General features: G+C 69.5%; 21 protein-coding genes. 8 read left to right on the forward strand and 13 right to left on the reverse strand.

The window, feature by feature from the left end; translation table 11 throughout:
• The first annotated feature begins 78 nt into the window (after positions 1–78).
• The 4 genes from AC0Z9V_RS02875 (at position 79) to AC0Z9V_RS02890 (ending at position 5,537) form a co-directional block, all read left to right on the forward strand.
• Positions 79–705: a DUF3000 domain-containing protein gene (locus AC0Z9V_RS02875; RefSeq protein WP_133081008.1), complete on the forward strand. Its 627-nt coding sequence runs from the start codon at positions 79–81 to the stop codon at positions 703–705.
• An 83-nt stretch (positions 706–788) separates the two neighbouring features.
• Positions 789–2,078 carry an HRDC domain-containing protein gene (locus AC0Z9V_RS02880; protein ID WP_485140643.1) on the forward strand — a complete coding sequence of 430 codons (1,290 nt, stop codon included), beginning with the start codon at positions 789–791 and terminating at the stop codon, positions 2,076–2,078.
• A 49-nt stretch (positions 2,079–2,127) separates the two neighbouring features.
• On the forward strand, positions 2,128–3,414 hold the full coding sequence (locus AC0Z9V_RS02885) for a thiolase family protein (protein WP_485140644.1): 1,287 nt from the start codon (positions 2,128–2,130) through the stop codon (positions 3,412–3,414).
• Entirely contained in the window at positions 3,411–5,537 is a 2,127-nt protein-coding gene (locus AC0Z9V_RS02890; RefSeq protein ID WP_485140645.1) for a 3-hydroxyacyl-CoA dehydrogenase NAD-binding domain-containing protein, read from the forward strand. Before AC0Z9V_RS02885 ends, AC0Z9V_RS02890 begins: the two co-directional genes overlap by 4 nt.
• 58 nt (positions 5,538–5,595) lie before the next feature.
• On the opposite strand, the gene AC0Z9V_RS02895 is transcribed toward AC0Z9V_RS02890, so the two are convergent.
• The 5 genes from AC0Z9V_RS02895 to ileS all read right to left on the reverse strand — a co-directional run bounded on the left by AC0Z9V_RS02895 (position 5,596) and on the right by ileS (position 12,244).
• The gene (locus tag AC0Z9V_RS02895; RefSeq protein ID WP_485140646.1) at positions 5,596–6,561 is read right to left on the reverse strand and encodes an aldo/keto reductase; all 966 of its coding nucleotides are present in this window, start codon (positions 6,559–6,561) and stop codon (positions 5,596–5,598) included.
• A gap of 62 nt (positions 6,562–6,623) precedes the next feature.
• A complete protein-coding gene (gene ndk, locus AC0Z9V_RS02900) occupies positions 6,624–7,040 on the reverse strand; it encodes a nucleoside-diphosphate kinase (RefSeq protein ID WP_133080621.1) in 417 nt (138 codons plus the stop codon).
• A gap of 90 nt (positions 7,041–7,130) precedes the next feature.
• The gene (locus AC0Z9V_RS02905; protein ID WP_485140647.1) at positions 7,131–7,562 is read right to left on the reverse strand and encodes a DUF4233 domain-containing protein; all 432 of its coding nucleotides are present in this window, start codon (positions 7,560–7,562) and stop codon (positions 7,131–7,133) included.
• 7 nt (positions 7,563–7,569) lie between these two features.
• On the reverse strand, positions 7,570–8,955 hold the full coding sequence (locus tag AC0Z9V_RS02910) for a bifunctional folylpolyglutamate synthase/dihydrofolate synthase (protein ID WP_485140648.1): 1,386 nt from the start codon (positions 8,953–8,955) through the stop codon (positions 7,570–7,572).
• Positions 8,948–12,244, reverse strand: a complete 3,297-nt coding sequence (ileS, locus tag AC0Z9V_RS02915; RefSeq protein ID WP_485140649.1) for an isoleucine--tRNA ligase — start codon at positions 12,242–12,244, stop codon at positions 8,948–8,950. Before ileS ends, AC0Z9V_RS02910 begins: the two co-directional genes overlap by 8 nt.
• A 422-nt stretch (positions 12,245–12,666) precedes the next feature.
• On the opposite strand from ileS, the gene AC0Z9V_RS02920 reads away from it, so the two are divergent.
• On the forward strand, positions 12,667–14,022 hold the full coding sequence (locus AC0Z9V_RS02920; protein WP_485140650.1) for a cytochrome P450: 1,356 nt from the start codon (positions 12,667–12,669) through the stop codon (positions 14,020–14,022).
• A gap of 64 nt (positions 14,023–14,086) precedes the next feature.
• Here the strand turns inward: AC0Z9V_RS02920 and AC0Z9V_RS02925 are convergent, their stop codons facing one another.
• The 4 genes from AC0Z9V_RS02925 to AC0Z9V_RS02940 all read right to left on the reverse strand — a co-directional run bounded on the left by AC0Z9V_RS02925 (position 14,087) and on the right by AC0Z9V_RS02940 (position 16,241).
• A complete protein-coding gene (locus AC0Z9V_RS02925; protein ID WP_485140651.1) occupies positions 14,087–14,482 on the reverse strand; it encodes a DUF7793 family protein in 396 nt (131 codons plus the stop codon).
• 123 nt (positions 14,483–14,605) lie between these two features.
• Entirely contained in the window at positions 14,606–14,920 is a 315-nt protein-coding gene (locus AC0Z9V_RS02930) for a winged helix-turn-helix domain-containing protein (RefSeq protein WP_208741298.1), read from the reverse strand.
• Positions 14,917–15,366, reverse strand: coding sequence for a hypothetical protein (locus AC0Z9V_RS02935; RefSeq protein ID WP_208741300.1), 450 nt, complete (start codon positions 15,364–15,366; stop codon positions 14,917–14,919). Before AC0Z9V_RS02935 ends, AC0Z9V_RS02930 begins: the two co-directional genes overlap by 4 nt.
• 74 nt (positions 15,367–15,440) lie before the next feature.
• Positions 15,441–16,241 (reverse strand): SDR family oxidoreductase, encoded by an 801-nt coding sequence (locus AC0Z9V_RS02940; protein WP_208741302.1) that lies wholly within the window; start codon positions 16,239–16,241, stop codon positions 15,441–15,443.
• Positions 16,242–16,376: 135 nt separating this feature from the next.
• Between AC0Z9V_RS02940 and AC0Z9V_RS02945 the strand changes: the two genes are divergently transcribed.
• Both AC0Z9V_RS02945 and valS read left to right on the forward strand, forming a co-directional pair.
• The gene (locus tag AC0Z9V_RS02945; protein WP_485140652.1) at positions 16,377–17,897 is read left to right on the forward strand and encodes a SulP family inorganic anion transporter; all 1,521 of its coding nucleotides are present in this window, start codon (positions 16,377–16,379) and stop codon (positions 17,895–17,897) included.
• A 53-nt stretch (positions 17,898–17,950) separates the two neighbouring features.
• On the forward strand, positions 17,951–20,575 hold the full coding sequence (gene valS, locus AC0Z9V_RS02950; protein WP_459268160.1) for a valine--tRNA ligase: 2,625 nt from the start codon (positions 17,951–17,953) through the stop codon (positions 20,573–20,575).
• A 68-nt stretch (positions 20,576–20,643) separates the two neighbouring features.
• Here valS and AC0Z9V_RS02955 read toward each other — a convergent pair whose 3' ends face one another.
• On the reverse strand, positions 20,644–21,261 hold the full coding sequence (locus AC0Z9V_RS02955) for a mycothiol-dependent nitroreductase Rv2466c family protein (RefSeq protein WP_133080631.1): 618 nt from the start codon (positions 21,259–21,261) through the stop codon (positions 20,644–20,646).
• Between the two features lie 209 nt (positions 21,262–21,470).
• On the opposite strand from AC0Z9V_RS02955, the gene AC0Z9V_RS02960 reads away from it, so the two are divergent.
• The gene (locus AC0Z9V_RS02960; RefSeq protein WP_485140653.1) at positions 21,471–22,979 is read left to right on the forward strand and encodes a glyceraldehyde-3-phosphate dehydrogenase; all 1,509 of its coding nucleotides are present in this window, start codon (positions 21,471–21,473) and stop codon (positions 22,977–22,979) included.
• 64 nt (positions 22,980–23,043) lie between these two features.
• Here the strand turns inward: AC0Z9V_RS02960 and clpX are convergent, their stop codons facing one another.
• From clpX to AC0Z9V_RS02975, 3 genes are all read right to left on the reverse strand, one after another.
• Positions 23,044–24,336, reverse strand: coding sequence for an ATP-dependent Clp protease ATP-binding subunit ClpX (gene clpX / locus AC0Z9V_RS02965; protein WP_485140654.1), 1,293 nt, complete (start codon positions 24,334–24,336; stop codon positions 23,044–23,046).
• Between the two features lie 164 nt (positions 24,337–24,500).
• The gene (locus tag AC0Z9V_RS02970; RefSeq protein ID WP_133080634.1) at positions 24,501–25,175 is read right to left on the reverse strand and encodes an ATP-dependent Clp protease proteolytic subunit; all 675 of its coding nucleotides are present in this window, start codon (positions 25,173–25,175) and stop codon (positions 24,501–24,503) included.
• 40 nt (positions 25,176–25,215) lie between these two features.
• Positions 25,216–25,842, reverse strand: coding sequence for an ATP-dependent Clp protease proteolytic subunit (locus tag AC0Z9V_RS02975; RefSeq protein ID WP_279628600.1), 627 nt, complete (start codon positions 25,840–25,842; stop codon positions 25,216–25,218).
• Positions 25,843–26,022 lie beyond the last annotated feature (180 nt).

Genomic DNA, 26,022 nt, shown 5'->3' on the forward strand with positions numbered 1-26,022 from the left:
CCCGCCCGCACACCCGTTGCGACGGCGCGCCGCCGCCGCAGCCACCCCCGCAGGGCATAACCTGCGGGGGTGAGTGCAATCGGCGGTATAACGCAACTACCTGCGGAATTCCTGGACGCCCTCGCCGGCCTGCGGCAAGCAGCCCGTCGCAGCGAGATCCGGCTCGAGGAGATCCCGGCGCCGTCGCGCCTGGCCCCCTTCGCGGTGGCACTCGGGGCCGAGGTCTTCGAGGCCACGCCCGTCCTGCCGCCACCGCTCCACGGCCCGGCCCGCACCCTCCTGCTCCCGCCCGAGCCCGAGGAGCTGGCGACCGGACGGTTCATCCTCCTGTACGATCCCGACGGCTCCGAGGTCTGGAACGGCCGCTTCCGGATCGTCACCTACATCCGGGCACAGCTCGAACCGGACATGGGCAACGACGCGCTCCTCGGCTCGGTCGCCTGGACCTGGCTGGTGGAAGCACTGGGCAATCACGGGGCACGCCACCACAGCACCGGGGGGACGGCCACGAGGATCCTCTCGGAGAGCTACGGGACGCTCGAGGACCGGCCCGACACCATCGACATCGAACTCCGCGCGTCCTGGACACCGGAGACCTCCGACGTGCGGAGGCACCTCGAGGCGTGGTCGGAGATGGTCTGCACCTTCGCCGGGCTGCCGCCGCTGCCCGACGGCGTCGCGCACCTTCCGCACCGCAGGTCCTGACTCCGCGCTGCACCGTCCGGTCCCGGGAGCAGCACCGGGTGCTTTCCGGGCGCACACGCCCGCGGGGATAGACTGAAATCACCATGAGTTCCCATACCTCCGAACACACGGACAGCACCGACGCGTCCGATCCCGGCATACCCGCCGCACTCCCCCTGCTGACCGAACCGCGCGAAGGCGTCCCCCTCGTGATCGACACGCCCGCCGGGCTCGAGCGGGCGGCAGCGGCCCTCGCGGCCGGGACGGGACCCGCGGCTGTCGACGCCGAGCGCGCCTCCGGCTTCCGCTACGGACAGCGCGCCTTCCTCGTCCAGATCCGCCGGGAGGGTGCCGGGACGTGGCTGATCGACCCCGAGCCCTTCGACGACCTCCAGATCATCGACGACGCCCTCGACGGCGTCGAGTGGATCCTGCATGCCGCGAGCCAGGACCTCCCCTGCCTCGCCGAGCTCGGGATGTGGCCGGACAGGCTCTTCGACACGGAGCTCGCGGCGCGCCTCGCCGGACTCCCCCGGGTCGGCCTCGCCGCCGTCATCGAGTCGCAGCTCGGCTTCAGCCTGGCGAAGGAGCACTCGGCGGCGGACTGGTCCAAGCGGCCGCTGCCCGAGCCGTGGCTCCGCTACGCCGCGCTCGACGTCGAGGTCCTGGCGGAACTGCGGGACAAGCTCGCCGGCCTGCTGGAGGAGGGCGGAAAGCTAGGCATCGCCGAGGAGGAGTTCGAGCACATCCGCCGCACCCCGCCCGCCGAACCGCGCGTGGATCCGTGGCGCCGCACCTCGGGCCTGCACCAGTTGCGCGACCGCCGCCAGCTCGCCGCCGTCCGCCAGATGTGGCTGGAGCGCGAAGACCTCGCACAGCGTCGCGACGTGGCACCCGGCCGCCTCATCCCCGATTCGGCGATCGTCGCGGCCGCGCGCGCGATGCCGGCCACCGTCCCGCAGCTGCTGGCCACGAAGGGGTTCCACGGCCGGGCAGCGCAGAAGGAGGCGCCCCGGTGGCTGAGATGCATCAGCGACGCGAGGAAGCTCACCGACCTCCCACCCCTGCACGTGCCGACCAACGCGCCGCCCCCGCCCCGCATCTGGCCCGAGAAGGATCCCGAGGCCGCGGCCCGCTTGCAGACCGCGCGCCCGCGCGTCGCGCAGTGTGCGGAGAAGCTGGACATGCCGGTGGAGAACCTGCTCACGCCGGACTACCTGCGCCGCATCGCCTGGCGTCCGCCCGCCGAGATCTCGCTCGAGTCCGTCTCGGCGGCACTCGCCGACCTGGGGGCGCGCCCCTGGCAGATCGAGCAGGTGGCGGCGATCATCACCGTCGCATTCCTGGACCCCGATCCCCTGCCTGCGAAGGGGCGGGAGACGCCCGAAGGCTGAATCCCGGGCCGGCTCCTGTCGCTTGCACGCTATGTTACTCACCAGTAACATGATCGCTGACCTACATCTCGAAGAGGAGCAACAGGTGAGCCTAGATACCGGGACGGTGCCCGCACGCAGCGCGTCACGAGCCGTCCGCGACGTCGTCTTCGTCGACGGAGTACGCACCCCCTTCGGCAGGGCCGGCGAGAAGGGCATCTACGCCGGCATGCGCGCGGACGACCTCGTGGTGAAGTGCATCCGCGACCTGCTGCGCCGGAACCCTACCCTGCCGCCCGAGCGGATCGACGACGTCGCCATCGCCGCCACCACGCAGACCGGGGACCAGGGCCTCACCATCGGCCGCACCGCTGCCCTCCTGGCCGGGCTCCCCCGCACGGTCCCAGGATTCGCCATCGACCGGATGTGCGCCGGCGCCATGACGGCTGTGACCACCACCGCCTCGGGGATCGCCTTCGGCGCATACGACGTCGTCATCGCAGGCGGTGTCGAGCACATGGGCAACCACCCTATGGGAGCGGATGCCGATCCCAACCCGCGCTTCGTCTCCGAGCGCATCGTCGATCCGGCGGCACTGAACATGGGCAACACGGCGGAGAACCTGCACGACCGCTTCCCGTCGATCACCAGGGACCGGGCGGACGCCTATGCAGTCCACAGCCAGCAGAAGCTGGCGCAAGCCTACGAGGCAGGGCGGATCCAGCCCGACCTGGTACCCGTGGCCGGCAGGAAGCCCGGTTCCGGCTGGACCCTGAACACCGTCGACGAGCCGCCCCGCCCGGGGACCACGGCCGAGGACCTCGCAGCGCTCCGGACACCCTTCCGTGCGCACGGCCGCGTCACCGCCGGGAATGCTGCCGGACTGAACGACGGCGCCACGGCAGCCCTGCTCGCCTCCGCCGACGCAGCAGCCGAGTTCGGTCTGCCCGTCCGCATGCGCCTGGTCGCCTACGCCTTCGCCGGTGTCGAACCGGAGGTGATGGGCATCGGGCCCGTTCCGGCCACGGAGAAGGCACTCCGGCAGGCAGGCCTGGAGATCGGCGACATCGGGCTGTTCGAGATCAACGAGGCCTTCGCGGTGCAGGTGCTGAGCTTCCTCGACCACTTCGGCATCGACGACGAGGACCCCCGCGTGAACCGTTACGGCGGCGCGATCGCCGTGGGACACCCGCTGGCCAGCTCCGGCGTGCGGCTCATGAACCAGCTCGCCCGCCAGTTCGAGGAGGACCCGGGCGTGCGCTACGGCATGACGACGATGTGCATCGGCCTCGGCATGGGCGCGACGGTCATCTGGGAGAACCCCCACCACGAGCACTACGGACAGGACGCAGCATGAGCTTCGAACGCTACGACGAACTGGCCGGCCTCGTCCCGGCCGAGATCGTCACCCACTCCTACGTGCAGGACATCACCCTGCCCGAGGGCGCGGGCGTCCTCGCGCTCATCACGCTGGACAACGACCTCGACTCCACGAAACCCACCACGCTGGGCCCCACCACGCTCATCGAATTCGGCCGCACCCTCGAGGAGCTGAAGGAACGCGCGGCGCGCGGCGAGATCTCCGCCGTCGCCGTCACCGGCAAGCCCTACTTCCTCGTGGCCGGCGCCGACCTCAGCACCGTCAAGAGCGTCAAGTCCGAGCACCTCGGCCGGCTCATGGCCGAACTGGGACACGAGGCGTACGACCTCCTCGCCGACCTGGGCGTGCCGAGCTTCGCCTTCATCAACGGTGTCGCTCTGGGTGGCGGCCTCGAGATCGCCCTCGCCGCGAACTACCGCACGGTGTCCTCCGGGGCCAACGGCATCGGCCTGCCCGAGGCCTTCATCGGACTCGTGCCCGGCTGGGGTGGCGTCTACCGCCTGCCGCGGCTGATCGGCCCCGCCCATGCCGTCAAGGTGATGATCGAGAACCCGCTGAGCAACAACCGCAGCCTCGACGGCAGGGCCGCCCACGGGCTCGGCATCGCCGACGCCCTCTTCGAACCCGCCGACTACCTCGAGCAGTCCCTGCTGTGGGCGGCGCAGGTGCTTCGGGGCGGCGCAGCCGCAGCTGCCGTCGAGGAGCGGCGTGCCGCGCTCTCGCAGTACGACGACGCCGCCTGGACCGCAGCGGTCGCCGCAGGCAGGGCCTTCGTCGAGGCGAAGACCGGCAACGCCGCTCCCGCGCCCTCGCGCGTGCTGGATCTGCTCGAGTCCGGCCTCACCTGGTCGAGGCAGGAGTCGGCGGCGGCGGAGTGCACTGCACTGGCGGAACTGATGCAGACGCCCGAGTTCCATGCAACGGTCTACGCCTTCCTCGACCTCGTGCAGAAGCGCGGCAAGCGCCCGGCAGGAGCTCCCGACCGGAAGCTCGCGCGCCCGGTCTCGAAGGTCGGCGTCGTCGGCGCGGGTCTCATGGCCGGCCAGCTCGCGCTCCTGTTCGCCCGCCGGCTCAAGGTTCCGGTGGTCCTCACGGACATCGACCAGGACCGCGTGGACAAGGGCGTGGCGTACGTGCACGCGGAGATCGAGAAGCTGCTCGGGAAGAAGCGCCTGTCCCAGGACGCCGCCAACCGGACGAGGTCACTGGTGACCGGCTCGGTCTCCAAGGACGTCTTCTCCGACGCCGATTTCGTGATCGAGGCCGTGTTCGAGGAGATGTCCGTCAAGAAGCAGGTCTTCGCGGAGGTCGAGGCCGTCGTCTCCCCCGAGTGCATCCTCGCGACCAACACCTCCTCGCTGTCCGTGGCGGAGATGGCCGCGGACCTCGTCCATCCGGAGCGGGTGGTCGGCTTCCACTTCTTCAATCCCGTCGCCGCGATGCCGCTGCTCGAGGTCGTGCGCGCGCCCTCGACGGACGACGCCGTGCTGGCGACGGCGTTCGTGCTGGCGAAGGGCCTGAAGAAGAACGCGGTCCTCGTGCAGGACGCCCCCGCCTTCGTGGTGAACCGCATCCTCGGACGCATGTTCGGCGAGATCACCGCCGTCTTCGACGAGGGCACGGACGCCGCGACGGCCGACGATGCACTGCGTCCGATGGGTCTGCCCATGACGCCCTTCCGGCTGCTCGCCCTCGTGGGGCTGCCCGTCGGTCAGCACGTCCAGGAGTCGCTGCACGCGGCTTTCGGGGAGCGCTTCCACGTCTCGGCGAACCAGCGGACACTCATCGACGCCGGGATCAAGGGGTTGTGGGTGAAGCAGGAGGACGGCACCGAGACCGTTCCCGAGCAGACCCTGGCGCTGATGGAGCGCGGAACCGGCGCATCGTCCGCGGAGGACGTGCTGCGCCGTACGCAGGATGCGCTGGCCGACGAGATCGGGCGGATGCTCGACGAAGGCGTGGTCGCCGCGCCGGAGGACATCGATCTGTGCATGATCCTGGGCGCCGGCTGGCCGCTGCACCTCGGCGGCATCACGCCCTACCTCGATCGCGTCGGAGCATCCGAGCGCGTCATCGGGAAGACGTTCCACCGGGCCTGAACCGTACGCGCGGACAGGCAGAACGACGATGGACCCCCGGCACGGGACTGTCGCCGGGTCAGGCCGCCGGGCGGGGGAAGATGCCGTCCAGTCCGGCCAGATCCTCGTCCGACGGCGTCCAGTCCGCTGCGGCGGCATTCTGGCGCACCTGCTCGGGAGATGTGGCACCGGCGATCACCGAGCCGACGGACGGCTGGGCGGCGAGCCACGAGAACGCCACCTGGACCTCGCTGAGTCCACGTTCGGCCGCGAAGGCCGAGAACGCCTCGAGCTGGTCCCAGTCCGCCGTCTCCAGCACGTTCTTCCGGGAGTGCGTGAGCCGGCTCCCGGCGGGGACCTCGTCGCGGCGGTACTTGCCCGTCAGCAGACCGTTCGCCAGGGGGAAGTAGGGCAGCACACCGATCCCGTACGCCTCGACGGCCGGGACGACCTCCCGCTCCAGGCGGCGGTCCAGCAGGTTGTAGGGGTTCTGCGCGGAGATGAACGGCGTGTACCCACCGCTGCGTGCGGTGAACTCGGCCTCGGCGATCTGCCAGCCGGCGAAGTTGGAGTGTCCGAGGTACCGCACCTTGCCGCTCGTCACGAGGTCGTCGAGGGCTGCGAGGGTCTCCTCGATCGGCGTCGCGGCATCGGGGGCGTGGTACTGGTAGAGGTCGATCCACTCGGTGCCGAGGCGGCGCAGCGACGCCTCGACGGCCCGGATGATGTAGCGCCGCGATCCGCGCGCCCCCCAGTCGGGTCCGTTGACCCCGTTCATGTCCAGTCCGAACTTCGTGGCGAGGACGACGTCGTCGCGACGGCTGCCGAGCGCCTTGCCCAGCTGCATCTCGCTGACACCGGGCGCCTTCCCGTACATGTCGGCCACGTCGAAGAGCGTGATGCCGGCGTCGATCGCGGCATGCACGACGGCGTCGGTGCCCTCCTGCGATTCGGAGGTGGTGCCGGCCCTGCCGAGATTGTTGCAGCCGAGCCCGACGGTGGAAACGCTGAGTCCGGAGGAACCCAGTCTGCGATAGGTCATCATGGCCCTAACCTATCAACACAGTTGCCCCGGGCACATGACCCGGGGCAACCGATGACGCGGTATCAGGCGAACCAGATGCCGATCTCGCGCTCCGCCGACTCCGCCGAGTCGGAGCCGTGCACGAGGTTCTGCTGCACCTTGACGCCCCAGTCGCGGCCGAGGTCGCCCCGGATGGTCCCGGGCGCCGCTGCCGTCGGCTCGGTGGTTCCCGCGAGCGAACGGAACCCCTCGATGACGCGCTGGCCCTCGAAGACCGCGGCGACGATCGGACCGCTGAGCATGAACTCGACGAGCGGCTCGAAGAACGGCTTGCCCACGTGCTCCGCGTAGTGCTCCTCCAGGAGTTCGCGGGTGGCACGGACCTGCTTCAGCTCCGCGATGGTGTAGCCCTTCGCCTCGATGCGGGACAGGATGGTGCCGGTCAGGCCTCTGGACACGCCGTCGGGCTTGACGAGGACAAGGGTGCGCTCAACGCTCATGGGAACTCCTGGGGTGGGCGCCGTCCGGGACGGCGCGGTGTCGGGTCGGGGAGGTGGTGGTATCAGGACCGACTCTACTAAAGCGGGCGGCTATTCCGGATTCGCCTTCTCCCACTCGGCCTGCAGCCGGTCCCGCTCCACGTTCTCGCGGTCCACGCGCATCCCCTGCCGGATGCCGTAGAGCCAGGTCAGCGCGAACGCGATGCCCACCACGAACATGGCCGGTTCGAGGATGCCGCCCGCGATGATCACCAGCTGCAGGATCCAGCCGAGGCCGATCCCCCACCGCTTGGTCAGCACGGCGCACGTCAGCACGAGGACGACGCTGAGCAGCAGGCCCGAGGTCAGGATGACGGCGGGCGGGATCTCGTCGCGTCGCAGTCCGAAGACCGCGAGCGTCGCGAAGAAGACGACGAACGCCTCGAGCAGCAGGACCGTGGAGGCGAAGAGGATCTTCGTGGACCTCCGCCTCTTCGGCATGCCGGGCCGCCATTCGCGCTGTGCCCTGGTTCTGCGTGCCATGGCCTACCTACTTCCCCAAGAGCGTGCGGGCCTCGCCGACCACGGTGATGGAGCCGGTCACGAGGATGCCACCGGCGAGGTCGTTGTTCTCCTCGGCCTTCATGACGGCCCATTCGAGTGCGTCGTCGAGGCCGGGGGCGATGTTGATGTTCTCCTCGGCGAAGCCGGCCGCGAGGGCGGCCTGCAGGAGGTCCGCGGCGGGGATCGAGCGGGGCGAGGTGGACTGCGTGAGGCAGACGTCCTCGAGGATGCCGCCGAGCTCCTCGTGGAGTTCGGCGAGGATGCCTGCGGCGTCCTTGTCCTCGAGGATGCCGATGACCAGCACGAGCCGGGGGAAGTCGAACGCCTCGCTGATGCCCTTCGCGGCGGCGCGGGCGCCGGCCGGGTTGTGGGCGGCGTCCACGATGATGCTCGGCGCGGTCCGGACGACCTCGAGGCGGCCGGGCGAGGTGACGGCGCGCAGCCCGTTGCGGATCAGCTCGGTCTCGAGCCGGCGCTCACCGCCGCCGAGGAATGCTTCCACCGCGGCGACCGCGACGGCCGCGTTCTCCGCCTGGTGCTCGCCGTGGAGGGGTACCAGCAGGTCGCCGTAGCGTCCGGCGAGTCCGGTGAGGGACACCACCTGCCCGCCGACGGCGACGGTGCGCGACTCGACACCGAACTCGACGCCTTCGAACCGGAACTCCGCACCCACCTCCCGGGCGCGCTCCAGGAGCACCTGCGCGGCATCCCGCGGCTGGATCGCGCTGACGAGGAAGGAGCCGGGCTTGATGATGCCGGCCTTCTCCAGGGCGATGTCCTCGACGGTGTCGCCGAGGAGGTCGGTGTGGTCGAGCGAGATGGGGGTGACGACCGCCACCTGTCCGTCGCCGACGTTCGTGGCGTCGGTGATGCCGCCGAGTCCCACCTCGATCACGCCGACGTCGATCGGCTCGTCCGCGAAGATCGCGAACGCGAGGATCGTGACGCACTCGAAGTAGGTGAGGCGGGGTTCGCCGGCGACCAGGAGCTCGCCGTCGATGATGTCGAGGTAGGGCTTGATCTCGTCCCAGACGCGCACGAAGGTGTCGTCGTCGACGGGCTCACCGTCGATGCTGATGCGCTCCGTGACACGCGAGAGGTGCGGGCTGGTGAAACGGCCCGTCCGCAGGTCGTGCGCCAGCAGGATGCTCTCGATCATGCGGGCCGTCGACGTCTTGCCGTTGGTGCCGGTGATGTGGATGATCGGGAAGGCCCGGTTCGGTTCCCCCAGGATCTCCATGGCCCGGTGCAGGGGGGCCATGCGCGGCTCCATCCTGTTCTCCGGCGCGCGGCCCAGGAGTTCCGCGTACACACTTTCCACCGAGAAGGCGTCCAGTCCTGGGCCGCCCCCGGTGCCGTTGGTGTCATCCATGCTGCTGTTCCCGCTTTCCGACGGTGATGCTGAAATCGCTGCCGGCGTCCTCGGCAGCGGTGATGCGGAGCTCCACCGTGAGGGTCTCCGCCCGGATCAGGTCGGCGTTCGCCTCGAGTGCCCCGACCTGCCCGGGCGCGACACCGATGGTGGTGGTGATGCGGTCGCTGATGTCGAGGTCGGCGTCGCGCCGTGCCTGCTGGATGGCGCGGATCGCGTCGCGCGCCGTGCCCTCCGCCGCCAGCTCCTCCGTGACCTCGGTGTCGAGGACGAGGAACCCGCCGCCGGGCAGGACCGTCACGGCTTTCGACGCGGCGTCGTTGCCCTCCACCACGGTGTCGAGCGTGTACTCGTGCGGCTCCAGTCCGAGGCCACCGGCGGTGACGCCGCCGTCCTCGTCCACCGACCAGTCGCCGGCCTTCGAGGCCTTGATGACGCTCTGCACGTTCCTGCCGAGGCGCGGGCCGGCGGCGCGGGCGTTGACCACGAGGCGCTGGGTGATCCCGAACTCGGCCGGTTCGGCATCGGCCGAGTCGACCAGGCGGACGCCCTTCAGGTTCAGTTCGTCCGCGATGATCGCGGAGTACTGGCCCGAGAGGTCCGCTGCGCCGGGCGCGACGACGGTCAGCTCCCGCAGCGGGAGGCGCACCCGCAGGTTCGCGGCCTTGCGGAGGCTGGAGCCCACGGAGCACACCTGGCGCGTGCGGTCCATCTGCTCGACGAGGTCCGGGGCGGCGGGGAACGCGGCGGCCTCGGGCCAGTCCGTGAGGTGCACGGACCGACCGCCGGTGAGCCCTCGCCAGATCTCCTCCGTCACGAGGGGAAGCAGGGGCGCCGCGACGCGGCACACGGCCTCGAGGCACGTGTAGAGCACGTCGAAGGCGTCCGTGTCCTCGTCGAAGAACCGCTGGCGGCTCCGGCGGACGTACCAGTTGGTGAGCGTGTCCAGGTAGCGGCGCAGGGACTCGCAGGCGTCGCTGATCGTGAAGGCGTCGAGTGACTCGGTGATGTCGCGCACGAGGTTGCCGGTGTTCGCGAGGATGTAGCGGTCGATCGGCTCACCCAGCCGTGCCGCGGCCTCGGGTGTCACGGTCTTCGCCTCGTAGCCCGCGCCGCCGGCGGCCGCGTTGGTGTACAGGCTGAAGAAGTGCCAGACGTTCCACAGCGGCAGGATGACCTGCCGGACGCCGTCGCGGATGCCCTGCTCGGTGACCACGAGGTTGCCGCCGCGGAGGATCGGCGAGGCCATGAGGAACCAGCGCATGGCGTCCGAGCCGTCGCGGTCGAACACCTCGGAGACGTCCGGGTAGTTGCGCAGGCTCTTGGACATCTTCTGCCCGTCCGAGCCGAGCACGATCCCGTGGCTGATGACATTGCGGAACGCCGGACGGTCGAACAGGGCCGTGGACAGGATGTGCAGCATGTAGAACCAGCCGCGCGTCTGCCCGATGTACTCGACGATGAAGTCCGCGGGGTTGTGCGTGTCGAACCACTGCTCGTTCTCGAACGGGTAGTGCACCTGGCCGTAGGGCATGGATCCGGAGTCGAACCAGACGTCGAGGACGTCCTCGACGCGGCGCATCGTGGACCGGCCGGTCGGGTCGTCCGGATTGGGCCGGGTGAGTTCGTCGATGAACGGACGGTGGAGGTCCACCTCGCCCTGCTTGTTCAGCGGGAGCCTGCCGAAGTCGGCCTGCAGCTCGGCGAGCGAGCCGTACACGTCGGTGCGCGGGTACTCGGGGTCGTCCGACTCCCAGACCGGGATGGGGCTGCCCCAGAAGCGGTTGCGGCTGATGGACCAGTCGCGCGCGTTGGCGAGCCATTTGCCGAACTGGCCGTCCTTGACGTTGCCGGGGATCCAGGTGATGTCCTGGTTGAGCTCCACCATGCGGTCGCGGATCTTCGTCACCTCGACGTACCACGAGGACACGGCGCGGTAGATGAGCGGGTTGCGGCACCGCCAGCAGTGCGGGTAGCTGTGCACGTAGCTGGCCTGCCGCACGAGGCGTCCCTCGGACTTCAGCACGCGGGTGATGTGCCGGTTCGCCTCGAAGACCTGCAGCCCGACGATCTCCGCGAGCGGGCCCCTGCCGAACATCGGCAGGAACTTCGCGCCCTCGTCGACAGAGAGGATCACCTGGATGCCGGCGTCCTCGCAGACCTTCTGGTCCTCCTCGCCGTAGGCGGGTGCCTGGTGCACGAGGCCGGTGCCGTCCGTCGTGGTGACGTAGTCCGCCACGAGGATGCGGAAGGCGTTGCGGTAGCCGCCCTCCTCGGGGTCGGCGAGGTAGTCCCACAGCGGCTCGTAGGTGAGCCCTTCCAGCTCGGTCCCGAGGTGGCGGGACATGACGGCCTCGCGTGCGGCGGCGGCGTCGGCGAAGCCGAGGTCCTTGGCGTAGTTGCCCAGCAGGTCCTCCGCCAGCAGGTAGCGGCCGGCCTGGCCGTCGCGCTCCCCGGTGACGACGACGTAGGAGATGTCGGGCCCGACGGCGAGTGCGGCGTTGGTGGGCAGCGTCCACGGCGTCGTGGTCCAGGCGAGGGCCTGCACGCCCGCGAGGTCCTTCGACAGGGCCGTTGCGCCGGCGAGGATCGGGAACGTGACCGTGACGGTCTGGTCCTGCCGGTCCTGGTACACGTCCTCGTCCATCCGGAGTTCGTGGTTGGACAGGGGCGTCTCGTCGTTCCAGCAGTACGGCAGGACCCGGTACCCGCTGTAGGTCAGGCCCTTCTCGTGCAGCGTCTTGAACGCCCAGAGGACGGACTCCATGTACTCCGGGTTGAGGGTCTTGTAGTCGTTGTCGAAGTCCACCCAGCGGGCCTGGCGGGTCACGTAGTCGCGCCACTCCCCCGCGTACTTCATGACGGAGGCCCTGGCGGCGTCGTTGAAGTTGTCGATACCCATGGCGAGGATCTGCTGCTTGTCCGTCATCCCGAGCTGCTTCATGGCCTCGAGCTCGGCGGGCAGGCCGTGCGTGTCCCAGCCGAAGCGCCGTTCCACGCGGTGGCCGCGCTGCGTCTGGTACCGACCCACGAGGTCCTTCGCGTAGCCGGTGAGGAGGTGTCCGTAGTGCGGGAGGCCGTTGGCGAAGGGCGGGCCGTCGTAGAACACGAATTCGTTGGAACCGTCGACGCCGGGATCCCGGGCATCGATCGACGCCTGGAAAGTGCCGTCCTCCTGCCAGTAGCGGAGCACGCGTTCCTCGAGTTCGGGGAAGCGCGGGGAGGCGCTGGTTCCGGAGGAGGCACCGCTGTCGTCGGGCGACACGGCTTTGGGGTAGATCTGCGGCATGGTTCTCATCCTGTGTGCGGCGGCGTCGGGGAGTGCAGGAATCCTGCCGTGAGGACGGTTCCCCTTCCGCCCACCGCCGGTTGCCTGACCGGCCGCGGGGGTCCAGGACCCGCGGTACCACCTCACTTGCCGCCGTCGTCTGCCGTGCCACTGGCACGGCAGCCGGGGCCGCCGCTCGTTCCGGCTGTGACGGGCCACCCGTCCGGTTCTACGGGCCGCCACGGAGGGCGGCCTTTCTTCCGGAAGCTCACCGGTGATCGCCGGGTCGACGCTTGTGCCCCCAGTCTAGCGCCGCCGCGATTTCCTTGTCGAAAGGGGACCTGCACATCCGCCGGGCCGGCGGGCGCCGCGAAAGGCGTTGTGGTCCCCACCCGCGCGCGGCAGGCTGGAAGGGACCCCGACTGCGACAGGATGGATACCGCATGCCGACCCCGACCCTCCCCACCGCGTCCGCACCGGACACCGCCCGGCTGCTGCTGGGAGTCTTCCTGCCGACCGTCGCGAAGGGACCCATCATCCGGCGTCCGAGGGTGGTCGGGCTCTCCGCCCGCCTCGGCCTCGACACGAGGGCCGTCCGCATCCTGCAGGCGATCCACGCGAAGTACCCGTCCGGCCCCCTGATGCTGAAGCTCCCGATCCGGAAGCAGGCGGTGGTGCTGGCTCCCGAAGACGTCCACACCGTCCTGGCCGGGTCGCCCGAGCCGTTCTCGCCTGCGACCACCGAGAAGCGCGCCGCCCTGTCCCACTTCCAGCCCGCCAACGTCCTGATCTCCCAGGGGCAGGTCCGCACCGTCCGGCGCGCCCTGCAGGAGCAGGTCCTCGACACCAGCCATCCGGTACACCACCTCGCGGATCGATTCGTCCCGGTGGTGGAGGAGGAGATGCAGCAGCTGCTCGCGGAAGCCTCGTCCCGCGGGTCCCTGCCGTGGAGCGACTTCCTGGACGCGTGGTACCGCGTGGTCCGCCGCGTGGTCTTCGGGGACCACGCGCGGGACGACAAGGAACTCACCGCGATGGTGATCAGGCTGCGCAAGGACGGCAACTGGGCGTTCCTGAGGCCGGTGCGCAGGAGGACTCGCGAGCGGTTCCTGGCCCGCGTCGGGCACGAGCTCGCCCACGCCGAACCCGGGAGCCTCGCCGCGGTGCTGGCCGCCGCCCCGAAGGGCGACGGCGCAGAGCCCGCGGAGCAGGTCCCCCAGTGGCTCTTCGCCTTCGATCCGGCCGGGATGGCGACCTTCCGGGCCCTGACGGTCCTCGCCACGCATCCGGAGGCGATGGCGGTCGCCCGGGACGAGGTGGACGGGGACGAGTCGGGGCGCCGGTTCCTCCCCTACCTGCGAGCCGTCGTCCTCGAATCACTGCGGCTCTGGCCGACCACCCCGATGATCCTGCGGCAGACGACCGCGCCCGTGCAGTGGGCACAGGGTCGGATGCCCGCGAAGTGCGGCGTCCTGATCTACTCGCCGTACTTCCACCGGGACGAGCGCCACGTCCAGGGTGCCCACGATTTCTCCCCGGAGCGCTGGCTGTCCGGCGAGCAGGACGACTGGCCCCTCGTGCCGTTCAGCGACGGACCGGTGGTGTGCCCGGGGAAGCAGTTGGTGCTCCTCCTGACGAGCGCCGCGCTGGCCTCGCTGGTGCACGGGCACGATTTCGGCGTCGAGGACGGTCAGGCCCTCGATCCGGCCCGCCCCCTGCCCGGCACCCTGGACAACTTCTCGGTGCGCCTGCGCGTCGCGTCGCGGACGAGCGCCCACGACACGGCTCCTCCGGCCTGAGGGGCAGGCGGCGGTCCTCCCGGATCCGCCGACCTTCCGGCCGGGGACTCCGGGGACGCAGTCCTCAGGTTGCGGCCCCGCTGTGCGGATGATCGCCCAGCCAGGCCCGCGCCCGGTCGGAGTCCTCGAAATGACGGGTGGGGTACGGCGGCTGGTGCACCCGCGTGAAGAACTCGGTCAGGGTCCGGTCGACGGCTGACGGTCCCACCAGGGCCATGGCTGCGATGTTCAGGCCGGAGGCGAACCGGTGCAGGGCACCGCGGCTCAGCGACACCATGCCGTTCAGCTCCACGAGCATCGGCGGGCAGAGGTCGGGGCTGAGCCGGTTCGCGCGCTCGACCAGGGCCTCGGCCATCTCGTCGCTGACCGTCGCGCTGCGGCTCCACTCCACCCAGAGGACCGCGTCCCTCATCTCGGCCGCGAATGCTGCCACGTCCGTCCCGCTCGGCTGATCGTCCACGCTGTCCGTCCCCCTGTCGGTGCAACACCTGCCCACAGGCACCCTACTCCGGGTCGGGGAGCGCCGGACGGAATCGGCAGCGGGCGGCAGGGCCCTCCGTGGCGGAGAGCTCTGCCGCCCGGCTCAGAAGGTGCCGGCGATCTCCCGCAGCGCCGCCAGATGGTTCCGCCACACGGCGTCCCCGGCCTTCGTCATGGTCAGCCAGGTGCGGGGGCGCTTCCCGATGAAGCCCTTGCGGACGCCGACGTAGCCCGCGGCTTCCAACGCCGCCACCTGCTTGCTGAGGACCGAGTCCGAGACCTGCAGGTGGTCGCGGAGGGTCGCGAAATCGATCTCCTGGGTCTGGGCGAGCGCGGCCATCAACGAGAACCGGACCGGGTGGCCCAGCGTGTCGTCCAGCTGGTGGCGCGGGTGGGCGGGCGTGCCCTGCGTGCTCACCTGCGGGCCTCGTACCAGGCGCACGCCGTCGTCGTGAGGGTGATGAGCGCCGCCATGAGGGCCGAGAACCACAGCTCGCCCTCGAGGACCGTGCCACCGAGCACCATCGCCGCCACCCACAGCAGGGCCCACGCCCCGATGTAGTACGCCCATCGGACGCCGAAACCGCGCTTGTTCGCCTGGGTGAAGACGGCGGCCATCGTCGTGAAGATCAGGATCCAGACCATCATGGTGACGATCGGGAGGACGACGGGCGTGCCGGGCGCCTGCGCCGCGAGTCCGAGGGCGACGACGCCCATCGCCGAGACGGCGCCGAGACCGAGCAACGTGGCGATCTGCGGCCAGCCCGCACCGGTCCTCACACTTGCGCCGATCTGGTCCGCCTGCGCGAGCAGTGCCTGCGCCTCCCCCGCGCCCGGGTGACCGGTCTTCGTGGTATCGCTCATCGTCGTGCCCCTTCCGAGTAGTTGCTGATGGAATCACCATCGCAACTACTTTCCGGATTGGCAAGCACTTTCGATCAGGTAGTGGAGCGGAGCACCTTGTGGTTCGCCGCCTGGGCCAGCGGGCGCAGGACGAGCTGGTCGATGTTCATGTGATGGGGAGCGTTGAGGGTGAAGGCCACGGCATCGGCGACGTCCTCGGCCGTCAGCGGGTACTCCACGCCCTCGTAGACCCTGTCCGCTGCACCCTGGTTCCCGCCGAGTCGGTTGAGCGAGAACTCCTCCGTGCGCACCATGCCCGGGGACACCTCGATGACCCGGATGTTGTTCCCGGCCTCCTCCAGCCGCAGCGAACGCGCCATCGACTCCTGTGCGGCCTTCACGCCGCAGTACCCGGCTCCCCCCTCGTAGGCCGCGAGCGCGGCGGTGGAGGTCAGGAACAGGACGCTGCCCTGGCCGCCGTCGCGCAGTGCCGGCAGCAACGCGCGGGTCATGCGCATCGAGCCGAGCACGTTGACGTCGTACATCCGCTGCCAGTCCTCGATGACGGACTGCCCCACCGGGTCGGCCCCGAAGGCTCCGCCGGCATTGTTGACGAGCGCGTGCACGGGGCCGCCGGCGGTCGCCGCGGCCGTGAAGGCATCGACGGACGCCTGGTCGGTGACGTCCAGGGCGAGGGCCGTGGCGCCGGTCTCCGCCGCGAGGGCCTCGAGCCGGTCCACCCGGCGGGCTGCCGCGACGACGTCCCAGCCGTCGCGGCGGAGGGCGCGCACGGTCGCCGCGCCGATGCCGGAACTGGCTCCGGTGACGATGGCGCGCAGGGCGGAGGGGGCCGGGTCGGCGGGCGCGCCGAGGGGCGCCGGGGATGTCTGGGTCATGGGGCCACTGTAGCCATCCCGGGGCGGTCCTGTGCCTCCGATGGACCCACCCGGAGAAGGCCGCGCGCAGGTAACGTTGAGCGGGGCCCGCGCTCTTGTGCCCTCCGCTGTCCCACCAGAAGGAACCGACGCACCATGACATCCGCAGGACGCACCACCACGGACACCCCCCTCTCGCCCAGGGAACGATCCTCGGTGAGGCTGGCGCTCCGGACCCCGCGGCTCCTGAAGACCGAGGTGCTCGCCGGCCTCGTCGTGGCGCTGGCGCTGATCCCCGAGGCCATCGCGTTCTCGATCATCGCCGGTGTGGACCCCCGGCTCGGCCTGTTCGCATCGTTCACCATGGCGGTCTCCATCGCCTTCCTCGGCGGCCGGCCCGCGATGATCTCCGCCGCGACCGGCGCGGTCGCCCTCGTCATCGCACCCCTGGTGGACAGCCACGGCATCGACTACTTCATCGCGGCCGTCATCCTCGGCGGGCTCATCCAGGTGATCCTCGGGATCGCCGGCGTCGCGCGGCTCATGCGCTTCATCCCCCGCTCCGTCATGGTCGGTTTCGTGAACGCCCTCGCCATCCTGATCTTCGTGTCCCAGGTCCCCGAACTCCTCGGCGTCCCCCTCCTCGTCTATCCGATGGTCGCCGTGGGCCTGCTGATCGTCTTCGGCCTGCCCCGCCTCACCAGGGCCGTGCCCGCACCCCTGGTCGCGATCGTGGTCCTGACACTGTTCACGATCCTCGCCGACGTGCCCGTGCCGACCGTCGGCGACAAGGGAGACCTGCCCGAGAGCCTGCCCTCGCTGTTCCTCCCCGACGTCCCGCTGACCCTCGAGACCCTGCGGATCATCGCTCCCTTCGCCCTGGCGCTCGCCGCCGTCGGACTCCTCGAATCCCTCATGACCGCCAAGCTCGTGGACGACATCACCGACACCCGGTCCGACAAGACCCGTGAGTCGTGGGGCCAGGGTGCCGCGAACATCATCACCGGCTTCTTCGGCGGCATGGGCGGCTGCGCCATGATCGGCCAGACCATGATCAACGTGAAGGCCTCAGGGGCCCGCACCCGCATCTCGACGTTCCTCGCCGGGATTTTCCTGCTCGTCCTCGTCGTCGCCCTCGGCGACGTCGTCGCGCTCATCCCCATGGCCGCGCTCGTCGCGGTCATGATCTTCGTCTCGATCGCCACCTTCGACTGGCACAGCATCACCCCCGCCACCCTGAGGCGCATGCCCAGGAGCGAGACCACCGTCATGCTCGCCACCGTGATCGTCACCGTCTGGACGCACAACCTGGCGATCGGCGTCGGCGTGGGTGTCCTCGTGGCCATGGTGGCCTTCGCACGCCGCGTGGCCCACTTCGTCACCGTCCACCGCACCGAGGACACGGTGGACGGCGAGCGGCGCGTCACCTACGTGATCGACGGCGAGCTGTTCTTCGCCTCCTCCAACGACCTCTACATGCAGTTCGAGTACGCGGCGGACCCCCACCACGTCACCATCGACCTGCGCCGGTCGCACCTGTGGGACGCGTCGACCATCGCCGCCCTCGATGCCGTCTCGGAGAAGTACCGCTCCCACGGCACGGAGGTGGCCGTCGTCGGCCTCAACGAGGCGTCCGCGTCGATGCGCGACCGGCTGCGCGGACAGTTCGGCGCCTGAGCCGCGGGAGCACCGCGCACGGCGGGCCCGCCGCCGTAGGGAACAATGGAGGCATGGCCGACACGACCCAGGGCACAGACACGCCCTCACCCCAGCCCGTTTCCGTTCCCGACAAGCCCGCCCTCGAGGGCCTCGAAGAGAGGCTGTCCCGCCAATGGCGGACGGACGGCACCTACTCCTTCGACCGGGCCACCACGCGTGAGCAGGTGTACTCGATCGACACACCCCCGCCCACGGCGTCGGGATCGCTGCATGTCGGGCACATGTTCTCCTACACCCAGACCGACGTCCTCGCCCGCTTCCAGCGCATGCGCGGCGCCAACGTCTTCTACCCCATGGGCTGGGACGACAACGGTCTGCCCACCGAGCGCCGCGTCCAGAACTACTACGGGGTGCGCTGCGATCCGTCGGTCGCCTACGACCCCGACTACCGGCCGCCCGCTGAGCCGGCCAAGAACCAGCGCGACTTCGACGCGGTGTCGCGCCGCACCTTCATCGAGCTCTGCGAGGAGCTGGCGGTCGAGGACGAGAAGGTCTTCGAGAACCTGTTCAGCACGCTCGGCCTCTCGGTCGACTGGGACCTGACCTACCGGACCATCGACGACACCTCACGGGCCGTCTCGCAGCGCGCCTTCCTCGAGAACCTGAGGGCCGGGGACGCCTACCTCGCCGAAGCGCCCACCCTGTGGGACGTCACCTTCCGCACCGCCGTCGCGCAGGCCGAGCTCGAGGACCGCGAGCAGCCCGGTGCCTACCACCGGATCGCCTTCTCCACACCCGACGGCGGACAGATCCACATCGAGACCACGCGGCCCGAGCTCCTGCCGGCATGCGTCGCCCTCGTCGCGCACCCCGACGACGAGCGCTACCAGCCCCTCTTCGGCACGACCGTCACCTCCCCGCTGTTCGACGTCGAGGTCGAGATCAAGGCGCACCCCCTCGCGAAGCCCGACAAGGGCAGCGGCATCGCCATGATCTGCACCTTCGGCGACCTGACCGACGTCACGTGGTGGCGCGAGCTGCAGCTGCCGACCCGCGCGGTCGTCGGTCGCGACGGGCGCATCCGCTCGGAGACCCCCGAGTGGATCGCCACCGGGCGCGCCCGCGAGAACTATGCGCAGCTGGCCGGCAAGACGATCTTCAGCGCCAAGGAGGCCGTCGTCGCACTGCTCCGCGAGAGCGGGGACCTCGACGGCGAACCGAAGAAGATCGTGCACCCGGTCAACTTCTACGAGAAGGGCGACAAGCCCCTGGAAGTGGTGACCAGCCGCCAGTGGTACATCCGCAACGGCGGACGCGACGCCGGCAAGCGGGACGCACTGATCCAGCGCGGCCGTGAGATCGACTTCCACCCTGCCTTCATGCGCTCGCGCTACGAGAACTGGATCGAGGGCCTGAACGGCGACTGGCTGGTCTCCCGGCAGCGCTTCTTCGGGGTCCCCGTCCCCGTCTGGTACCGCCTCGACGCCGACGGCGAACCCGAGTACGACCATCCCGTCGTTCCCGCGCTCGAGTCCCTCCCGGTCGACCCGGCGGCCGACCCCGCCCCGGGCTTCGAGGAATCCGCACGCAACCAGCCGGGCGGCTTCATCGGCGACAACGACGTCCTGGACACCTGGGCGACCTCGTCGCTCACACCGCAGATCGTCGGTGGCTGGGCCCGCGACGAGGACCTGTTCGGCAAGGTCTTCCCCTTCGACCTCCGCCCGCAGGGACACGACATCATCCGGACCTGGCTGTTCTCGACGGCGGTCCGCGCCGACGCGCTGCAGGACTCGGTGCCGTGGAAGCACGCGGCGCTCTCGGGTTGGATCCTCGATCCCGACCGGAAGAAGATGTCCAAGTCCAAGGGCAACGTCGTGGTACCCACGGACGTCCTCGAGCAGTTCGGTGCCGACGCCGTGCGCTACTGGGCGGCATCCGCCAAGCTCGGCGCGGACACCGCGTACGAGGTGAACCAGATGAAGATCGGCCGGCGCCTCGCGATCAAGCTGCTCAACGCCTCCAAGTTCGTCCTGAACCTCGGCGTCACCGAGGCGTCGGTGGGCGAGGGTGCTGTCGGGCGCGTCTCCAACGCCCTGGACCTGTCCCTGCTGGCACAGCTACGGACCGTGACCGACCAGGCGACCGCGGCGTTCGAGAAGTACGACTACGCCCGCGCGCTCCAGCTGACCGAGTCCTTCTTCTGGACCTTCACCGACGACTACGTGGAACTGGTCAAGGACCGTGCCTACGGGGACTCCGCGGACGCGGGCACGCAGTCCGTCCAGACAGCGCTGGCCACGACGCTCGATGCCCTGCTGCGCCTGTTCGCCCCGTTCCTGCCGTTCGCCACCGAGGAGGTCTGGAGCTGGTGGCGCCAGGGCTCCGTCCACCGGGCGGCCTGGCCGAGCGCGGACGCGCTGGCCGGCCTGCCGGACACTGCCGACGCCGGTGTCCTCACCTCCGTCGCGCTGGCCCTCGGAGGCATCCGCAAGGCCAAGTCCGAGGCGAAGGTCAAACAGCGCACCGAGGTCGAGACCGCCGTCGTGACGGCACCGTCGGTGCAGGTGGAGCAGGTCCGTGCCGGGCTGTCCGACCTCCTCGCCGCGGGCAACGCCAGGGACCTCCGCTTCGCGGAAGGAGACGGCACCCTGGCCGTCTCCGACGTCGAACTGGTCGCCCAGCCCGCCGAATAGGCCTCCCGGGCGCAGAACGCGGAAGGGGACCCACCGTACGGTGGGTCCCCTTCCGTCTGTCCTGCGGACTAGTCGAACGTCGGGCTCTTCGTGCGGGACCGCTTCAGCTCGAAGAACTCGGGGAACTCCGACAGCAGCACGGCGCCGTCGAAGATACGGCCGGCTTCCTCGCCGCGCGGGATCCTCGTCAGGACCGGACCGAAGAACGCCGTGCCGTTGAAGGCGACCACCGGGGTGCCGACCTCGTCGCCGACACGATCGATGCCGTCCTTGTGGGACGCCCGGAGCTTCTCGTCGTACTCGTCGGTGGTGGCGAACCGGGCCAGGTCCGCCGGCAGGCCCACCTCCTCGAGGGACTCGCGGATGACCCGCCCGAAGTCCTTGTCCTGCCCGATGTGGATGCGGGTGCCCATCGCGTCGTACAGCTTCTTGATGTACTCGTTCCCGTGCAGTTCCGCAGCGGCGATGATGACCCGGACCGGCCCCCAGCCCTGCAGCATCATGGCCTGGTATTCCTCCGGCAGGTCACGTCCCTCGTTCAGGACGGACAGGCTCATGACGTGCCAGTCGACGGAGATGTCGCGGACCTGCTCCACCTCGCCGATCCAGCGCGACGTGATCCAGGCGAACGGACACAGGGGGTCGAACCAGAAATCGGCCTTCTCGACGGTCGTGGACTCGCTCATGCAGTACTCCTTCTGAGATTGGGAGGCCGTAGCCTTCTTCCGTGCAACCCGCCCTGTCGACGTCGTATTCCGCCCCGAGTTGGTGCCGTGCTGCCGGAGGCGGTCTAATGAAAGGACACGACCAGCCGACGGTGCCTGGCGCTATCCCTGCGTCGCATCGGGCTGGATGAGTTCGCACCGGACTTCCCGGTGATGGAAGGGACGCCGTTTTGCAGCAGCACCGGACCGAGGACCACGCCGACACCCCCGCCGACACCCACGACGGCTGGCTCGACCGCGAGGAACTCGCCGAAGCCATGATCCCGCTCATCGGACGCCTGTACCGGAAGAACAACGTGGTCACGAGCATCCACGGACGCAGCCTCATCAACAAGTCCACGATGAACATCCTCAAGGCCCACCGCTTCGCCCGCCGCATCACCACCGAGGAACTCCGCCTCGAGGATACCGCCCCCATGCTCGCGATCCTCGCCGACCTCGACCTCGGCGCCGCCGCCATCGACATCGGGCGCCTGCGACTGTCCTACGACGCCTCCACCGCCGCCGGGGACGAACGCTCCCTGGAGGAGTTCCTGCGCACCGAGCTCGCCGACATCGTCGGCCAGGGCGGGCACGACGAGCGCACCAGCACCGACGTGGTCCTCTATGGCTTCGGGCGCATCGGCCGGCTCGTGGCCCGCCTGCTCATCGAGAAGGCCGGCGGCGGCCACGGCCTGCGCCTGCGCGCGATCGTCGTCCGCCGCGGCTCCGCCAACGACCTCACCAAACGCGCCAGCCTGCTGCGCCGCGACTCCGTGCACGGATCCTTCGAGGGCACCATCCAGGTCGACGAGGCGTCGAACACCATCACCGCCAACGGCACCCGCATCCAGGTCATCTACTCCGACGACCCGGCCTCCATCGACTACACCGCCTACGGCATCACCGACGCCCTCGTCGTGGACAACACCGGCCGCTGGCGCGACGAGGCGGGCCTCTCCCAGCACCTCGAGAGCACCGGCGTCGCCAGGGTCCTGCTCACCGCACCCGGCAAAGGCGCACTGAAGAACATCGTGCACGGCATCAACCACGGCACCATCGAAGACACCGACCGGATCATCACCGCGGCGTCCTGCACCACCAACGCCATCACCCCGGTCCTGAAGGCCATCAACGACCGCTACGGCGTCGTGCACGGCCACGTCGAGACCGTGCACTCCTTCACCAACGACCAGAACCTCATCGACAACTTCCACAAGGGCGACCGCCGGGGCCGCTCCGCGGCCCTGAACATGGTCCTCACCGAGACCGGCGCCGCGACCGCCGTCGCCAAGGCCCTGCCCGAACTCGCGGGCAAGCTCACCGGCAGCTCCATCCGCGTGCCCACCCCGGACGTCTCCATCGCGATCCTGAACCTCACCCTCGGACAGGGCACCACCAAGGAGGAGGTCAACACCTACCTGCGGGAGATGTCCCTGCACTCGGGCATGCGCAAGCAGGTCGACTACATCGACAGCCCCGAGGTCGTCTCCACCGACTTCGTCGGCTCCCGCCGCGCCGGCATCGTCGACGGCCTCGCGACCATCTCCGAGGACATCCACCTCGTCCTCTACGTTTGGTACGACAACGAGTTCGGCTACAGCTGCCAGGTCGTCCGCGTCATGGAGGAGATGGCAGCCGTCCACCCACCGAGCTACCCGCAGGCGGACGCCGGAGCCACCGCGGGCGCCACGGCCTGAGGACACAGGAAAGGCCCGGCCGATCGGCCGGGCCTTTCCTGTCGGATCGCTGTCCGCCGCGGGGTCAGGCCGACTTGTTCCGCCGCTTCGCGACCACTTCGTGCGAGATGAGCGTGGGCTCCGCCCGCTTGGCGACGACGTCGTCCGTGATGACCACGGTGGCGATGTCCTCGCGGCTCGGCAGGTCGAACATGACGGGGAGGAGGACCTCCTCCATGATGGCGCGCAGTCCCCGGGCGCCCGTGCCGCGGTCGAGGGCGAGGTCGGCGATGGCCTCGAGCGCCTTCGGTTCGAAGACGAGCTCGACCCCGTCCAGCAGGAACATCTTCTGGTACTGCTTCATCAGCGCGTTCTTCGGCTCCGTCAGGATCTGCATGAGCGCCGGACGGTCCAGGTGGGTGACGGTGGTGATGACGGGCAGTCGGCCGATGAACTCGGGGATCAGCCCGAACTTCAGCAGGTGCTCCGGCATGACATCGCCGTAGCTCGCCTCCTCGTTCTTGAGGGAGCTCAGCGGCGCGCCGAAGCCGATGCCCTTCCGTCCCGCCCGGGACCCGATGATCTCCTCGAGCCCCGCGAACGCCCCGGCCACGATGAACAGCACGTTCGTGGTGTCGATCTGGATGAATTCCTGGTGCGGGTGCTTGCGCCCACCCTGCGGCGGCACCGACGCCACCGTGCCCTCGAGGATCTTCAGCAGCGCCTGCTGGACGCCCTCGCCGGAGACGTCGCGCGTGATCGAGGGGTTCTCGCTCTTGCGGGAGATCTTGTCGATCTCGTCGATGTAGATGATGCCCTGCTCGGCCTTCTTGACGTCGTAGTCGGCGGCCTGGATGAGCTTGAGGAGGATGTTCTCGACGTCCTCGCCCACGTAACCGGCCTCCGTCAGTGCCGTCGCATCGGCGACGGCGAACGGGACGTTCAGCCTGCGCGCCAGGGTCTGGGCGAGGTAGGTCTTGCCGCACCCGGTGGGGCCGATCAGCAGGATGTTCGACTTGGCGATCTCCACGTCCTCGGTCTCGGCCGCGTCGGCGAGGGTTCCCGCCGCACGCGGACCGCTGCCGGACTGGATGCGCTTGTAGTGGTTGTAGACGGCGACGGCGAGGGAACGCTTCGCGGGCTCCTGGCCGACCACGTACTCCTGCAGGAAGTCGAAGATCTCACGGGGCTTGGGCAGCTCGAACGTACCGAGATCGGCCACCTCGGAGAGCTCCTCCTCGATGATCTCGTTGCACAGGTCGATGCACTCGTCACAGATGTACACGCCGGGGCCGGCAATCAGCTTCCGCACCTGCTTCTGGCTCTTCCCGCAGAAGGAGCACTTGAGCAGATCCGTGCTCTCACCAATGCGAGCCATGGTTCAATCCCCTTAGGTATTACGCGATTGCTAGAACCACTCTAGGCCACATGGCCGTGGTAGCCGGTATCAAAATGCCCGTGGTGCCTTGCGGCGCCACGGGCGATGACCGGACGATCGGGCGGATCCGGCGGCCCCCTGGACCATCGGATCCGCCCTGCCGACTACGGCGTGTTGATCTTCGGCGGGGTGATCTTGCGCGAGGTCAGGACCTCGTCCACCAGGCCGTACTCGACGGCGTCGGCGGCGGTGAGGATCTTGTCGCGCTCGATGTCGATGTTGACCTGCTCGGCCGTGCGGCCCGAGTGCAGTGCCAGCGTGTCCTCGAGCCAGGTGCGCATGCGCATGACCTCGTTGGCCTGGATCTCCAGGTCGGAGGCCTGCCCGCCCTGGCCGCCGGACAGCGCGGGCTGGTGGATCAGCACGCGCGCGTTCGGCAGCGCGAGGCGCTTGCCGGGTGCGCCTGCAGCCAGCAGGACGGCCGCGGCGCTGGCAGCCTGGCCGAGGCACACGGTCTGCACCTCGGGCCGGATGAACTGCATGGTGTCGTAGATCGCCGTCATCGCGGTGAAGGATCCGCCGGGCGAGTTGATGTACAGGGTGATGTCGCGCTCGGGGTCCGTGGACTCGAGCACGAGCAGCTGCGCCATGACGTCGTCCGCGGACGCGTCGTCGACCTGCGTGCCGAGGAAGATGATGCGGTCCTCGAACAGCTTCGTGTACGGGTCCTGGCGCTTGAAGCCGTACGGCGTGCGCTCTTCGAACTGGGGAAGGATGTAGCGGCTGGTCGGCAGGTTCTGCGCCGTGGATCCCGCTGCTGCCTGGAAATCGTGGTTCATGGTGTCTCCTGTAGGACGACTGGTGGAAGGCTGCTGCGGACTACGCGTTCTGCTCGGTGCCGCCGCCGCCGGCGACGGAGCCCGAGTGCGCGGAGATGTGGTCGAAGAAGCCGTAGTCGAGGGCCTCCTGGGCTGTGAACCACTTGTCGCGGTCGTTGTCCTTGAGGATCGTCTCGACGGTCTGGCCCGTCTGCTCCGCCGTGAGTTCGGCCATGACGCGCTTCATGTGGAGGATGAGTTCTGCCTGGATGCGGATGTCGGTGGCCGTTCCGCCGATACCGCCGGAGGGCTGGTGCATCAGGATGCGGGCGTGGGGCGTCGCGTACCGCTTGCCCTTCGTGCCCGAGGACAGCAGGAACTGCCCCATGGAGGCGGCGAGGCCCGTGGCGACGGTGACGACGTCGTTCGGGATGAACTGCATCGTGTCGTAGATGGCCATGCCCGCGGTCACGGAGCCGCCCGGGGAGTTGATGTAGAGGAAGATGTCGCGCTCGGGGTCCTCGGCCGACAGCAGGAGCAGCTGCGAGCAGATGGCGTTCGCGTTGTCGTCGCGGACCTCGGAACCGAGCCAGATGATGCGCTCCTTGAGGAGCCGGGTGTAGATGTACTCGTCACGTCCGCCCATCTCGGGACCGGCCATGCTCGGGGTACTTGGTTCGGTTGCCATTGCGTTAACCTCTCACTCTGGCGGGCCGCTGCCACTTAGGCCGACCCGTCCGTTTGTCTCTCCTTGGACACTAACCCGCTGCGGCGGTGAATTGCTCCCGCACCGCGAACTGTTCGCTGACGGCGCACGGTGGCGGGCGGGGTCCCGGGAGCCGCTTCGCGGGGGCCTGGAAACGGCTCC

The organism is Arthrobacter sp. UYP4 (assembly GCF_057291175.1).

Excerpts from the sequence above, each read along its gene's own strand:
- ileS (WP_485140649.1), bottom strand. The coding sequence starts at position 12,244 with ATGCCGCAGATCTACCCCAAAGCCGTGTCGCCCGACGACAGCGGTGCC.
- AC0Z9V_RS02935 (WP_208741300.1), bottom strand. The coding sequence starts at position 15,366 with ATGAGCGATACCACGAAGACCGGTCACCCGGGCGCGGGGGAGGCGCAG.
- AC0Z9V_RS02940 (WP_208741302.1), bottom strand. The coding sequence starts at position 16,241 with ATGACCCAGACATCCCCGGCGCCCCTCGGCGCGCCCGCCGACCCGGCC.
- AC0Z9V_RS02945 (WP_485140652.1), top strand. The coding sequence starts at position 16,377 with ATGACATCCGCAGGACGCACCACCACGGACACCCCCCTCTCGCCCAGG.
- AC0Z9V_RS02920 (WP_485140650.1), top strand. The coding sequence starts at position 12,667 with ATGCCGACCCCGACCCTCCCCACCGCGTCCGCACCGGACACCGCCCGG.
- AC0Z9V_RS02895 (WP_485140646.1), bottom strand. The coding sequence starts at position 6,561 with ATGATGACCTATCGCAGACTGGGTTCCTCCGGACTCAGCGTTTCCACC.
- ndk (WP_133080621.1), bottom strand. The coding sequence starts at position 7,040 with ATGAGCGTTGAGCGCACCCTTGTCCTCGTCAAGCCCGACGGCGTGTCC.
- AC0Z9V_RS02975 (WP_279628600.1), bottom strand. The coding sequence starts at position 25,842 with ATGGCAACCGAACCAAGTACCCCGAGCATGGCCGGTCCCGAGATGGGC.
- AC0Z9V_RS02955 (WP_133080631.1), bottom strand. The coding sequence starts at position 21,261 with ATGAGCGAGTCCACGACCGTCGAGAAGGCCGATTTCTGGTTCGACCCC.
- valS (WP_459268160.1), top strand. The coding sequence starts at position 17,951 with ATGGCCGACACGACCCAGGGCACAGACACGCCCTCACCCCAGCCCGTT.
- AC0Z9V_RS02890 (WP_485140645.1), top strand. The coding sequence starts at position 3,411 with ATGAGCTTCGAACGCTACGACGAACTGGCCGGCCTCGTCCCGGCCGAG.
- AC0Z9V_RS02910 (WP_485140648.1), bottom strand. The coding sequence starts at position 8,955 with ATGGATGACACCAACGGCACCGGGGGCGGCCCAGGACTGGACGCCTTC.
- clpX (WP_485140654.1), bottom strand. The coding sequence starts at position 24,336 with ATGGCTCGCATTGGTGAGAGCACGGATCTGCTCAAGTGCTCCTTCTGC.
- AC0Z9V_RS02970 (WP_133080634.1), bottom strand. The coding sequence starts at position 25,175 with ATGAACCACGATTTCCAGGCAGCAGCGGGATCCACGGCGCAGAACCTG.
- AC0Z9V_RS02885 (WP_485140644.1), top strand. The coding sequence starts at position 2,128 with ATGATCGCTGACCTACATCTCGAAGAGGAGCAACAGGTGAGCCTAGAT.
- AC0Z9V_RS02905 (WP_485140647.1), bottom strand. The coding sequence starts at position 7,562 with ATGGCACGCAGAACCAGGGCACAGCGCGAATGGCGGCCCGGCATGCCG.
- AC0Z9V_RS02880 (WP_485140643.1), top strand. The coding sequence starts at position 789 with ATGAGTTCCCATACCTCCGAACACACGGACAGCACCGACGCGTCCGAT.